The sequence below is a fragment of the Nocardiopsis sp. NPDC055879 genome, assembly GCF_053615935.1.
The window spans coordinates 263,098-276,092 of the sequence record NZ_JBSHCT010000007.1; the positions used below are offsets into that span (position 1 = coordinate 263,098).

The 12,995-nt window shown below is 69.7% G+C and carries 10 protein-coding genes; 7 read left to right on the forward strand and 3 right to left on the reverse strand.

Annotated elements, in window-relative coordinates; translation table 11 throughout:
• Positions 1–28 precede the first annotated feature (28 nt).
• Positions 29–1,315: a sensor histidine kinase gene (locus ACWGKS_RS10785; protein ID WP_358513617.1), complete on the forward strand. Its 1,287-nt coding sequence runs from the start codon at positions 29–31 to the stop codon at positions 1,313–1,315.
• A gap of 13 nt (positions 1,316–1,328) precedes the next feature.
• Here the strand turns inward: ACWGKS_RS10785 and ACWGKS_RS10790 are convergent, their stop codons facing one another.
• From ACWGKS_RS10790 to wecB, 3 genes are all read right to left on the reverse strand, one after another.
• Positions 1,329–3,518 (reverse strand): glycosyltransferase, encoded by a 2,190-nt coding sequence (locus ACWGKS_RS10790; RefSeq protein WP_358513639.1) that lies wholly within the window; start codon positions 3,516–3,518, stop codon positions 1,329–1,331.
• A 70-nt stretch (positions 3,519–3,588) separates the two neighbouring features.
• Entirely contained in the window at positions 3,589–5,346 is a 1,758-nt protein-coding gene (locus tag ACWGKS_RS10795; protein WP_452522443.1) for a hypothetical protein, read from the reverse strand.
• Positions 5,347–5,496: 150 nt separating this feature from the next.
• The gene (gene wecB / locus ACWGKS_RS10800) at positions 5,497–6,606 is read right to left on the reverse strand and encodes a non-hydrolyzing UDP-N-acetylglucosamine 2-epimerase (RefSeq protein ID WP_358513621.1); all 1,110 of its coding nucleotides are present in this window, start codon (positions 6,604–6,606) and stop codon (positions 5,497–5,499) included.
• 230 nt (positions 6,607–6,836) lie between these two features.
• Here wecB and ACWGKS_RS10805 point away from each other — a divergent pair, with 230 nt between their 5' ends.
• The 6 genes from ACWGKS_RS10805 to ACWGKS_RS10830 all read left to right on the forward strand — a co-directional run bounded on the left by ACWGKS_RS10805 (position 6,837) and on the right by ACWGKS_RS10830 (position 12,949).
• Positions 6,837–8,543 carry a glycosyltransferase family 4 protein gene (locus ACWGKS_RS10805; RefSeq protein WP_358513623.1) on the forward strand — a complete coding sequence of 569 codons (1,707 nt, stop codon included), beginning with the start codon at positions 6,837–6,839 and terminating at the stop codon, positions 8,541–8,543.
• A gap of 102 nt (positions 8,544–8,645) precedes the next feature.
• Positions 8,646–10,019 (forward strand): nucleotide sugar dehydrogenase, encoded by a 1,374-nt coding sequence (locus ACWGKS_RS10810; protein ID WP_358513625.1) that lies wholly within the window; start codon positions 8,646–8,648, stop codon positions 10,017–10,019.
• A 232-nt stretch (positions 10,020–10,251) separates the two neighbouring features.
• Positions 10,252–11,490 carry a glycosyltransferase family 4 protein gene (locus ACWGKS_RS10815; protein WP_358513627.1) on the forward strand — a complete coding sequence of 413 codons (1,239 nt, stop codon included), beginning with the start codon at positions 10,252–10,254 and terminating at the stop codon, positions 11,488–11,490.
• Between the two features lie 111 nt (positions 11,491–11,601).
• Positions 11,602–12,207 carry a malonic semialdehyde reductase gene (locus ACWGKS_RS10820; protein WP_358513629.1) on the forward strand — a complete coding sequence of 202 codons (606 nt, stop codon included), beginning with the start codon at positions 11,602–11,604 and terminating at the stop codon, positions 12,205–12,207.
• Positions 12,208–12,419: 212 nt separating this feature from the next.
• A complete protein-coding gene (locus ACWGKS_RS10825; protein ID WP_358513631.1) occupies positions 12,420–12,605 on the forward strand; it encodes a hypothetical protein in 186 nt (61 codons plus the stop codon).
• Entirely contained in the window at positions 12,602–12,949 is a 348-nt protein-coding gene (locus ACWGKS_RS10830; RefSeq protein WP_358513633.1) for a hypothetical protein, read from the forward strand. Before ACWGKS_RS10825 ends, ACWGKS_RS10830 begins: the two co-directional genes overlap by 4 nt.
• Positions 12,950–12,995: the final 46 nt, after the last annotated feature.

Sequence of the window (12,995 nt, forward strand, 5' to 3'; positions counted from 1 at the left end):
CTCCAGGGTCGGACGGACGTGAGGTGACATGCGCAGACGGATGGTCTTCTCCACCCTGGTGGTGACCGTCATCGCGGTCATGCTGCTCGGACTGCCCCTGGGCGCTCTCACCTTCAAACTGGTGCACGACGAGAGCGCCCGACAGCTCGAAGGCGAGGCGGAGCTGATCGGTTTCGAGAGCGACGCCATGATCGAACGCGACGGCGAGATCGATCTCGCCGAGTTCGACCAGGAGCATCCGGGCCGCTTCATCCGGATCACCGACGACAGCGGTGAGACCGTCCTGACCGCGGGCAACCCGGAACTCGACCCGACGTCCGTCGACTCGCCGGGGCTGATCCGAGCGGCGGCGACCACCGAACTCGGCACCACCGTCGAGGTGTGGTCCGGTTCGGAGGCCCTACAGGAGAGCGTGATCCGGGCCTGGCTCGGGATCGCCTCACTATCCCTGCTGGCCATCGGGGTCGCGGTCGGGCTCTCCATGTTCCAGGCGCGCAGACTCACGCTGCCGCTGGTCGACCTGGCGGCCACCGCCGAACGACTCGGCTCGGGGGTCACCACCCCGTGGGGGCACCGCTATGGCATCCCCGAGGCGGACCGTGTCGCCGAGGTGTTGGACCGCAGCGCCGAACGCATCGCGGGTCTGATCGCCACCGAACGCCACTTCGCGACCGACGCCTCCCACCAGCTGCGCACGCCGTTGACGGCGCTCACCATGCGGTTGGAGGAGATCATCGCCGAGGCGAACGACCCGGGCGTGGTCCGGGAGGAGGGCGAGGCGGCCCTGGCCCAGGCCGAACGGCTCACCGAGACCGTCGAGAGCCTGCTCGGCCGGGCTCGAAAGAGCCAGAACTCGGAGGTCGAGGCGGTCGCGCTCGACCCGGTCCTCAATCGCCTCCAAGCCGAGTGGTCACCGGTGTTCCAACAGGAGAATCGCAAGCTCCTGGTGACCGGTGTCTCCGGACTGACGGGCATGACCGTCCCCACCGACTTCGCACAGATCCTCGCGACCCTGGTGGAGAACGCCTACAAACACGGCGCGGGAACGGTGACCATCCGCCGCCTCGACACCGGGCAGTCCGTCCGGGTGGAGGTCAGCGACGAGGGCGAGGGCGTCCCCGAGCACCTGTCCGGACGCATCTTCGAACGCGAGATCAGCGGAGGCGGCGGCACCGGGCTGGGGCTGGCCCTGGCCCGGCACATAGCCGAGTCCGAGGGCGCCCGCATCGAACTGGTGCAGACCAAGCCGACCACCTTCGCGCTGTTCCTGCCCTCCGGCGCCGGGGGCCTGTCGAAGATGACCGGCCCCGTCTAGGTGGTTCGGTGGTTCACCGACCCGCCACGGCGACGTCGGAGGGTGTGGGTTCGGGGACCCGGCCGCTGACGACCAGATCGCTCCACAGGGAACGCACGCGCTCCAGGCCGTACACCGAGGTGATCTCGGACCGGGCCCGTTCGCTCTCCTCGGTGAACCCGCCTCGGGAGACGGTGGCGTGGATGGCCTCGGCCATCGTGACCGCGTCGTCGTGGATCCAGTGCGGATCGTAGATGGTGTCCGAGCCCGGCCACGGCAGCAGGGCGGGGATCCCCCCGGAGGCCGCGCACTCGGCGGGCGCGAGGTGGAACGACTCATCGTCGCTGGTGGAGAGCACGAACCCGATCCGGCGCAGCCAGGTGGCCACGTCCGGGCCGAACCCGTCGAAGATCACGCCACCGGCGAGCCGTTCGTCACGCTGGATCCGCCGATACACCTTCTCGAAGTAGGCGCGTTCCTCCGGCCGGTTCCAGATCCACCAGTAGTCCCACGGCTGCTTGGTCTTGACCGACAACGTGTAGCGGGGGTCCATGCGGCGCAGCTCCGACAGCACGTCCAGGCCACGGTCCAGGCGCTTACGGGAGGGCGCGATGCCGATCATCCCCAGCGAGTACTCGGCGCCGGCCAGCTTGGGTCGGTCGAGCTGCCGATCATCCACCCAGTTGGGCAGGACCACCACCTTGTCGTGGGGCCAGCCGGTGATCTCCCGGGTCAGGTCGGCGTAGTGGGGGCTGACGCACACCACCGCGTCGACCTTGGACACGTCCAGGCGGCGCGGCCACTCCGCGTACAGCTCGAAGCGGTGCAGGCGGACGATGAGACGCTGGTCGGGGCGCTTCCACTTGGCGTAGAACAGGGCGTTGGGTCCGCACCACTCGCAGATGACCACGTCCGCCCAGGACGCGAGCTCCCGGGACCGGTACTGGTCGTGGGTGCTCAGCCCCTCCCACTCGTCGATGCGCACGTCCAGACCCGGGAGGGAGTCCAGGTACTCGGCGAGGCGGGTGAAGAACTTGAGGTCGTGCCCGGCGATGACCACCTTGAGCGGTCGTTCGGGGTCGGTGCCCTCCGGGGCCGCCGGCAGTGCCTCGGCCAGGTAGCCGCGCAGACGCTCGGAGGCCCGTTCCAGGGCATGGTCGGCCGCCGCCGCACGGCAGCGCTCGGCGGCCAGGGCGTACACGGCCCGGTCGTGGTAGGCGCGGGCGATGACCGTGGCCACCGACCCGGAGTCCTCACCGGCGAAGAGGGGGTAGTCGACACCGAGCAACGCCTCGTGCATGGGCGTGCGGTTGAGGACCACCGGCAGGCCCAGCGCCCCCAGCTCCAGGACCTTGGTGGACAGCTCCAGGCTGGCGTCCATGTCGGGGTCGCGCCAGGACAGGCCGAAGTCGCACTCGGCCGACTGGCGCAGCGCGTCGGCGCGGGCCATACCGCCGCGCCAGTCGACGTTCGGGGTGCTCTCCAGGGCCTTGCGCATGCGTTTGGCCCAGTCGGCGGGTTCGGCGTGGATCTTGTCGCCGATCATCACCAGTTCGGCGTCCACCCCCATCCGGTTGAGCTCCTCGGGCAGGCCGGTCATCTCCAGGGTGTTCCAGCGCGGGGCGAACTTGCCGGTGTAGGCGAGTCGGGCGCGGGCGTGCACCTGGCCCTCCGCGGCGACGTCCTGTGGCACGACGACGACGGGGGGAAAGAGCACCGAGCGTCCGCACGCGGCGGGCACCGTCGATTCCAGGAACGCGCGCAGTTCCTCGGTCTGGCAGAGCACGAACCGGGAGGCCAGCGCGATCTCGGTGAGCTCGGCGGTGGCGGTGGCGGTGAGCTCGTCGACACTGTGCGGGAAGTCGGTGAGGTAGGTCCACAGTCGTCCGCTCAGGGACTCCTCCTGGGCGGCCAGCCCCGCCAGGCGACGCCCGCGTACGACCACCAGGTCGAAGGCCCTGCGCCCGTGCATACGCCCCATGAGCTCCACGGCCTGCTCCGGGGTGAGCCCCCGGGGACCCAGGTCGGAGAGCATGCGGTCCTCGTAGGGGCGGACCAGCTTGATCCCGTCGGTCTCCTGCAGGGGCGCGGTGAGCCGATCGGTGCGCACCGGCGCCTTCAACAGCACGGTGACCTCACAGCCTGCGGCGGCCAGGGCCTGGGCCATCGACTGCGCCCAGATCGCCGAACCGTCGATGATGTTCAGGTCCACGTCGCCGTACAAGAGTGCGCGCGGAGGAGCTGTGCTCACGTTCTTCCCTTCGGATGCTGATGTGGCCGGCGTTGCGCGGGTTTCACCCGAGGGCGCCGGTGGAGGCGTCGGCGTGGGTCGGGTCCTCGCCACCGCTGTCGGTCCCGGTGCCGTGGTCGGGTCCCAGGGCCAGGAGTCGGCTGCCACGCCGGTTCCACTCCCGAGGCCCCCAGGCCCGCCTCAGCAGCTCGGTACGGGCCAGTTCGGGGTCGATGTCGGTGACGTACACGTATTGTCCGGCCCCGGCGGCACGGTCGAAGAACCCGCGTTCACCGGTTCCGATGACCGTGGGGTCGGTCTCCTCCGCGGTCTCGCGCGGGGTCCCGACCGCGTCGGCGCCGGAGCATTCGGCGGCGCAGGCGAGGTCGACCAGACGGTTGCGTCCGGTCGGCCCGGTCCACATGAAGGCCCAGGGCACGGTGGCCCGTTCGGCCAGGTCCGCCCACTGTCGGGGCGTGAGCCCGCCGGGGGCGGCGTCGTTGTCGTCCCGGGTGAGCTCGGCCGGGGAGTCGGGGGCGCCGAGGCGCACCGTGCGCACGGTGACGCCCTCCGAGCGCAGGCGGCGCAGGCCGGGCAGTCGGGCGGAGGTGTCGGGGACGACGACCTCGGCCGGACGCAGGCGGGAGGAGAGCAGGTCCTCGGCGAGCCGATCGGCCTGCTCCTCGCCGTCCGGGTCGGCGAGGACGGCCACGCCGCGCCCGCTGAGCGGAAGCTCGACGCCCGGAACGGTGGTCGTCGGTTCCAGGCCCTCCAGGAGGGTGGACAGACGGACCGGGGTGGCGTCGTCGAGGAACACCTGGCGGAGCATGGTGCGGATTTCGCGCTGGGTGGGGGCCAACGCGCGCAGTCGTGGCACGCTGACGGTGAGATCCTCGCCGCCCGGTACGGGCACGGCCGGGTGTGCGACCACCCGGGTGCCGCAGGCCCAGGCCCGGCGGCGCAGGCCGGCCTCGCCCGGGGTGTTCTCCGGGATGACGGCGACGGTGGCCGCGCGGAGGGCGTCCGCCAGGTCGGGCGAGTCGACGTCGACCACTCCCACCCCGAGTTCGAGCAGTACGTCGGGGACCGGGGTGTCGACCCCGGTTCGGACGTAGACGGCCTCCGGGCCGAGGGCGAGTTCGGCGGCGACCGGATTGAACACGTGCAGGGGTACCCCGGCGTCGCCCTTGTGGACGCGGTCGAACCCGAGTCGGCGCAGGGCCGGCGGCGCGGGCGCGTCGTCGAGCAGGACCGTGGGGATCCCTCGGGAGGCCGCGGACTCCATGACCCAGTGCAGGGCACGGGTGCGGTCCACCACGGCGGGGTCGCCCACGTGCGCCCAGGGCGACCCGGGGGCGGCGGCCGAGGCCGACACCAGGAGCAGGTCCACGTCCACGGCGTCCATGACGATCTGGGCGTCGTGCGGGCGCAGGGCGACCGAACGCAGGTAGGGGTCGATCGCGGTCTGCACGGCGGGGCCCACGACGGTGGCGGCGACCAGTTGGTCGGCGGTGCCACCGCTCAGGCCGGTGAGGAGCCGGGCCTCTTGGCGGTCGGCGTCGAAGGAGCGGACGGGTTCGGTCCGACGGCGTTGGACGTGGTTGGTGTTACCGCTGTGCCGCCAGAGCCGGTAGAGGTCCCGGGGCAGCCGTACCAGGGAACGTCCCGGACGCTTGGCCGCGGCGGTGAGCGCACGACCCACTTGCAGCGAGGTCGATCCCTCCAGGGCTGCGAGGCGGACCTGCGCCTCCTGGAGCTGGGCCTCACGCTCGGCCAGGGCTTGCCGAAGTTGTTCGGTCTGGCTCTGTTCACGCCGTTTCACGGTCTGCCACCTTGTACTCGGGTCTGGCGGTTCCACGGTCCCCCGTGCCTGTGGCGTCCGGGGTCGGCGGGTGTGCGGTCCGACGTGTGCCGGGACGGGTGCGAGTGGGGCGCCGGGCGGCGCCTCCGCATGGCGGGCTCATCGGTGTCGTCACCTCGACCACCTGGTGAGGACGGAGGCGATGCGTTCACCGGAACGACCATCCCACAACGGCGGAGTGTCACCGAGACGTTCGTCGACTCGTCCGTCGAGGACCTTGTCGAGGCTGGTGACCAGGTCGGACTCGGTGACGAGCTGGTTGGTCCCGTGCGTGATGGTGACCGGACGTTCGGTGTTGGGGCGCAGGGTCAGGCAGGGAACACCGAGGATCGTGGTCTCCTCCTGGACCCCGCCGGAGTCGGTGACGACGGCGGCGGCGCCGCGGGTGAGCGCGACGAAGTCGAGGTAGCCGAGCGGTTCGAGCAGACGCACGCGCGGGTGGTCGCCCAGACCCGCCCGGTCGAAGGCCGCCTTGCCGCGCGGGTGCACGGGCATGACGACGTCGGCGAGCTCGGCGACCTCATGCAGTCGCGCGGTGAGACGGGCGACGTTGTCGGGGTCGTCGACGTTGGCGGGCCGGTGCAGGGTGGCCGCCACGTAGCGCTCGGGAAGGTCGAGGCGGGTGCGCAGGGCCTGGGCGTCGAACCGGTCGAGGTTGCCCAAGAGGGTGTCGATCATCGGGTTGCCGACGAGGTGGACCCGGTCCGGGGACACGCCCTCGGCGGCGAGGTGGCCGATGGCCTCGGGGCTGGTCGCGAAGCACAGGTCGCTGATCTGGTCGGTGACCCGGCGGTTGATCTCCTCGGGCATCGTGTTGTCGAAGGAGCGCAGGCCCGCTTCGACGTGCGCGACCGGGACACCGAGCTTGGCCGCGACCAACGCGGCGGCGACGGTGGAGTTGACGTCGCCGTAGACCACCACCATGCCGGGGGTGTTCTCGGTGAACTCACGTTCCAGGCCGACCATGAGGGCGGCGGTCTGGGCGGCGTGGGACCCCGAGCCGACGCCGAGGTCGACGTCGGGGGTGGGCAGTCCGAGGTCACGGAAGAAGACCGCGGACATGCGGTCGTCGTAGTGCTGTCCGGTGTGCACGACCCGCTGGTGGGCGCCCCGGTCACGTAGGGCGGAGACCACGGGCGCGGCCTTGACGAAGTTGGGGCGGGCGCCGACCACGTGTGCGATCGCGGTGTCCGGACTACCTGGGGGGGCGCTCGTTGCCACTGGTGTTTCCTTCGGTTCTCGCGTTGATGGGATGGGAGGTTCGGCCCCCGACATCCGGGGGGTGCGGGGTGTTCGATCGGATCGACGGGCTTCCTTGTCCGGCCCGTCCCGAACGCGACGCCGTGGTGTCACCACTTGGTCACGTCCACGTGGTTGTGTGACTGACCGTGCAAGACATCCGGACTCCCGAACCCCGACCGCCGCGTCCACGTACCTTGTGGCCGCGTGCGGTGACCTTCACCGCCACCTTGGCCTGGCGTCACCTGCGGGACGAACCCGCCCGGCTGCCGTTGTTGGCCGCCAGACTGATGCCCGGTCCGCTGCGCGGATCGGCGCGTGCCTTGGCCAGGCGTTCCGGTGCCCTTCCGCGCGCCTACGCCCTGTGGGACCAGGGTCGGCGCGAGGAGGCACGTGAGGTGTTGCTGACCGCGTCCCGGCGCACATCCCCTGCCGGGGTGGGCCGCCTGGTGTCGGCGGCCCTGGCCGCCGGGGACGCGGATACCGCTCGTGAACTGGTCGAACAGATCCCGCCGGGTCGGCATCGCAGCGCCGCCGAGTACCGGACGGCCCTGGCCACGGGACGCGCTGTTCCCGAGTCGTTGTCCGTTTCCCCTGACCGTCACGGCTTCACGTTAACCCGCGGTGCGCCAACGCGGCCTGACGACACGGTGAACGCTCGGCGACCGACGGCGACGGACTCGGTACCGCGAGTTCTACACCTGGTCACCAACGCGCTTCCGCACACCAACGCCGGCTACACCCAGCGCACGCACCGCATCGCGGTCGCCCAGCGTGAGGCGGGCATGGACGTGCACGTGGTCTCCCGTGCCGGGTACCCGCTCACCAAGGGGGTGCCGGACCCGCGCACGCTCGTGGAGGTCGACGGCATCTTCTACCACCGGCTCCTGCCGTGGAAGGCCCCCGCCGACCACGACCAGGAATTCCAGGTCGGGTTGCGAATGGGGTCCGAATTGGTGGAGACGCTGCGGCCGGACGTGCTGCACGCGGCGAGCAACCACCACAACGCCCGACTGGCCCTGGAACTCGGGCGTAGATACGACCTGCCCGTGGTCTACGAGGTGCGGGGCTTCCTGGAGGAGTCCTGGCTGTCACGGGACCCCTCCCGAAGCGTGGACGACGCCTTCTACCGGGCGGAACGCGCCGCGGAGACCGAGTGCATGCTCGCCGCCGACCTGGTCGTGACGCTCGGGGAGGCGATGCGCGCCGACATCGAGGCCCGCGGGGTGCCCCGTGAACGCCTGTTGGTCGTGCCCAACGCCGTGGACGTCTCGTTCCTGGAACCACTGCCCTCGGGCGAGGAGGTCCGCAAGGACCTGGGCATCGGACAGGAGGAGTTCGTGGTGGGCACCACCACCAGTTGCTTCGGCTACGAGGGACTGGACGTGCTGTTGGACGCGGTCTCGCTGCTGCGTGAACGCGGGGAACCGGTCCACGCCCTGATCGTCGGCGACGGGCCGGAACTGCCCGCCTTGCGGGCACGGGCCGAACGGTCCGGGCTGGACGGAGCGGTGCACTTCACCGGACGCGTCCCCGCCGACCGGGTACGTCACCATCACGCGGCACTGGACGTGTTCGTAGTGCCCCGTCGTGATGAACGGGTGTGCCGTCTGGTGACGCCGTTGAAACCCGTGGAGGCCATGGCCGGCGGACTTCCGGTCGTTGCCAGTGATCTTCCTGCTCTTAGGGAGATTGTGGAACCAGGGGTGACAGGAGAGTTAATTCCGGCGGGCGATTCGGCACGTCTAGCTGATGTGGTCGCCAATCTCGCTTACAGTCGGCGAAAGCGGACCTCCTACGGTCGAGCAGGTCAGGAGCGTGTCGGAGTCGACCGCACATGGGCCCAGGCCGTACACCGCTACAACCAGGCGTATCGGGTTCTCATTGGGAAAATGTCCGAACCAGGCCAGAACCCGTAATCATGGACAACGCGTGCCTACACTCAGACGTCCTGCACTCTGAAATGGCAGTCCTCGAACATTTGCGCCCGTTCACGAAATGAATGCGAGTGTGACCACGAAGTGGATGCCGCAGCCTCTAACCCGGCCAATGTCCCCGAGCAGAGCACCGGATCGGTCGATCTCGTCGTCCTCGGTCTCGGCTACGTCGGTCTGCCCCTGGCAGCCGCAGCCGCGTCCGCCGGAGTGAAGGTCACCGGACTCGACGTCAACACCCAGGTCGTCGACGCCCTCAACCAGGGCGACTCACACATCGACGACCTGACGCCGGACGACGTCCGCGCCATGCTGGACCAGGGGTTCAGCGCGACCACCGACCCGGCGTGCCTGGCGACGGCGCGCACCATCGTCATCTGTGTCCCCACTCCGCTGTCCCCCGAGGGCGGCCCCGACCTGGGTGCGGTCACCGCCGCGTCCAAGGCCATCGCGGACCGGCTCTCACCGGGGACCGTGGTGATCCTGGAGTCCACCACCTACCCGGGCACGACCGACGAGGTCGTCCGTCCGCTCCTGGAGGAGTCCGGCCTGGTGGCCGGGGCCGACTTCCACCTGGCCTTCTCCCCCGAGCGCATCGACCCGGGCAACCCGACCTTCGGCGTGACCAACACGCCCAAGGTCGTCGGCGGACTCACCGAGGAGTGCGGGGAGGCGGCCGCGGAGTTCTACGGCCGGTTCGTGCACCAGGTGGTCCGGGCCCGCGGCACCCGTGAGGCCGAGATGGCCAAGCTGCTGGAGAACACCTACCGACACGTCAACATCGCCCTGGTCAACGAGATGGCCATCTTCTGCCAGGAGCTGGGCGTGGACCTGTGGGACTCCATCGCCGCCGCGTCGACCAAGCCGTTCGGCTTCCAGGCGTTCTACCCCGGTCCGGGTGTGGGCGGTCACTGCATCCCCATCGACCCGAACTACCTCTCCTACAAGGTCAAGACCCTCGGCTACCCGTTCCGGTTCGTCGAGTTGGCCCAGGAGATCAACAGCCGCATGCCGGCCTACGTCATGCAGCGCGCCCAGGAGTTGCTGAACGACTCCGGGCTGGCGCTGTCCCGTTCCAAGGTTCTGCTCCTCGGAGTGACGTACAAGGCCGACATCGCGGACCAGCGCGAATCGCCGGCCCGTCCGGCGGCGCGCAAGCTCGCCGCCAAGGGCGCCACGTTGACCTACCACGACCCGTACGTGGAGTCCTGGCAGGTGGACGGGGTGGACATCCCCCGTTCCACCGACCTGGAACAGGCCATGGCCGACGCGGATCTGACCATCCTGCTCACCGACCACAGCGACTACCGCCCCAAGCTCTTGGAAGAGTACGCGCGCCTGCTGCTCGACACCCGCGGAGTGTTGCGCCGGTCGGAGACCGACGAGCCCACGACCACCGGATCCGAGGTTCCGGCACAGGCTCGCCGCAAAGTACAGCGGGAGGGCCTCCAGGTCCTGTGATCGGCCCTGCCACCTAGGCACGCCGGACGGACGCCCCACGGCGTTCGACGGCGTGCCTTCGTGCGTTCACCGACGACCGACCGAAGGTTCACCCGGCGCACGCCGGGTGTCCATCCGACCGTCCTCGGCGTGTTTCTCCAGGTGAATACCGTGTCGTGCAGCGGTTCCCGCCTGGTAACGGCGGATCATCGCTGTAGTCGGAGCCAACCGGTGACACACGTAGGTGATCTTCATGCACGCACTCGTGGCGACGATTGTGCACCACCCCGAGGACGCCAGGATCCTGCACCGCCAGATCCGGGCGCTCGTCGAGGCAGGGCACACCGTCACCTACGTCGCCCCCTTTCGAGAGTGCGGGGTGACGCCGTGGGACCAGGTCCGTTCGGTGGACGTGCCGCGCGCCCAAGGGCGCGACCGCCTGCCCTCCCTGCGGGCCGCCCGGGCCGCCCTGACCAGGTTGGCGCCCGAGGCCGACCTTCTGCTCTTCCACGATCCCGAACTCCTGCTCGCGCTGCCCTCGAAATCGAAGCGGCCGCCGGTCACGGTGTGGGACGTGCACGAGGACACCCCGGCGGCGCTGCTCACCAAGCCGTGGGTGCCGGGGCCGCTGCGCCGTCCGCTCGGTCGGGTCGTGCGCGGCTTCGAACGTGGCGCCGAACGTCGACTGCGGCTGCTCCTGGCCGAGGAGGGCTACCGTTCCCGGTTCCGCGGTGACCACCCGGTCGTTCCGAACACCACGGACGTGCCGGACGCCCCGCTCAGACCCGCCGGTGACGACCGCGTCGTCTACCTGGGGCACGTCTCCATGGCGCGAGGCGCCCGCGAGATGGTTCGCATGGGTCGGCGGTTGCGCGACCACGGGGTGCGCCTGGAGGTGATCGGCAACGCCGACGCCGAGGTGCGTCCCCTGCTGCGCGAGGCCCACCAGGAGGACGCCCTGCACTGGTACGGGTTCGTGCCCAATGACCGGGCCCTGCGAATGGCGGCCGGCGCCCTGGCCGGGATCAGCCTGCTGCACGACACCGACAACTACCGGCATTCACTGCCGACCAAGGTCGTGGAGTACATGGCCCACGGCCTGCCGGTGGTGACCAGCCCGAACCCGATGGCCGAGGCCCTGGTCAGTCGGCGTCCGGAGGGGCGCTCCGGGCTCGTCGTCCCGTTCAACGACGGCGACGCCGCCGCCCGGGCCGTACTGGAGCTGCGCGACAACGAGGAACTGCGCCGGGATCTGGCGAGCACCGGTCACCGGATCGCGCGGACCTCCTACCACTGGCCGGTCCAGGCGCGAGTGTTCGTCAAGCAGCTGGAGGAATGGGTCGCCCAGGCCGGCGGTACGGTACGCCCTAGGCAGAGCCCGGAGACTCCGCCGGCGCCACTCCCCGATCTGCCCTCCCCGCCAAGGGTCCCGGTCGTCCCGGGCAAGGTGCCACCGCCGCGGGACAGACCGCGCAGTGCGCTCAGTGAATGAACTCACAAATCATATAATCTAGAAATATCTTCCCAGTCAACAAGGTTGTGCCTCGTGTCCGCCACAGGCGGGCTTCTCTGACCCCGAAGAAGCACAACCGAGGTTTCGACTATGACTGACACGCTGGTCCTCGACAAGAAGGCACAGGACCTCCTGTTCCACAGCGCTCGCACCGCCAACTCCTTCACCGACGAACCGGTGACCGACGAACAGCTGCGAGTGATCTACGACCTGGTCAAGTTCGGTCCCACGGCGATGAACAACCAGCCGCTGCGGGTCACCGCGGTGCGTTCCCCCGAGGCCCGCGAACGCCTCGTCCAGCACATGGCCGGCAACAACGCCCCCAAGACCTCCACGGCCCCGCTGGCGCTGATCCTGTCCGCCGACAGCGACTTCCACGAGCACTTCCCCACCACCTTCCCCGTCGCCCCGGACGCCCGTGAAAACTTCGCCGGCATGCCGGTCGAGGCCCGCGAGTCCATGGCCTCGCAGAACGCCCTCCTGCAGGTCGCCTACCTGATCATCGGCGTTCGCGCCGCGGGTCTGGCCGCCGGCCCGATGACCGGTTTCGACGCCGATGGCATCCGCAAGGAGTTCTTCGGCGAGGACTCCAGCCGGCAGCCGATCGTCGTGATGAACATCGGTAAGCCCGGTCCGGACGCCTGGTTCGACCGCCTGCCGCGCCTGGAGTACGAGCAGGCCGTCACCGAGGTCTGATCCCGGAGACCACGAAGGGGGCGGGCGCCGAACGGCGCCCGCCCCCTTCACCGTTTCAGGCGGAGAAACCCGCGAACCTCCCCCGTGCCGCTTCCTGGCGCCGTACGCTCTGACCTACCCTTGGTTCCGAACCAAGCGTCGCACTCGTACATACCGAACAGCTGGGACACCGCATGGTTCGACCACGCCACCCCGACAAGGATCTGGAACCGGTGCTCAAGGGCGCAGAGGACAGAGGATGGCGTGTCGAACGCAGGAAGAAGTACTACAAGATGTACTGCCCCTGCGAGAAGAAGCACTTCAAGACCGTTAAGCTCTCGCCTTCGGGGGCGAACTACCTCAAAGATCTCCTCGGGCAATTGCGACGGGCCACGTGCTGGGAGGAACAGGAACGGTGATCACGCACCACTTGGCGGTCGACCTGGCGTTCGAGAGCAGGAACGGCGTCACCACCGACGACGACTTCGACACCTTCACCGACCGTTTCATCGACGAGCTCGACAACCTACAGGAATGCGACCCGGGCATCATCGATCCCGACGTGGTCGGCAGCCTGACCCAACGAAGCCTCTGCGTGACGATGGGGGTTGGTGCGGACAGTCTGGAGGACGCCATCCGGTTGTTCTCCGTGAACGTCCGTGCGGCGCTCCACGCGGCCGAGTGTGGAACTCCGACCTGGCCGCACTTCGTACCGACGACTCAGAGCCCTGAGGTCCGCCCGGTAGACGCCGCTACCGGCTAACGGACCGAGTGTTCGGGGCGGGGAGGGGCGGGCGCCGTTCGGCGCC

What these genes read in the sequence shown, in the direction of transcription:
- ACWGKS_RS10785 (WP_358513617.1), top strand. Translation starts at nt 29, where the DNA reads ATGCGCAGACGGATGGTCTTCTCCACCCTGGTGGTGACCGTCATCGCG.
- ACWGKS_RS10820 (WP_358513629.1), top strand. Translation starts at nt 11,602, where the DNA reads ATGACTGACACGCTGGTCCTCGACAAGAAGGCACAGGACCTCCTGTTC.
- ACWGKS_RS10815 (WP_358513627.1), top strand. Translation starts at nt 10,252, where the DNA reads ATGCACGCACTCGTGGCGACGATTGTGCACCACCCCGAGGACGCCAGG.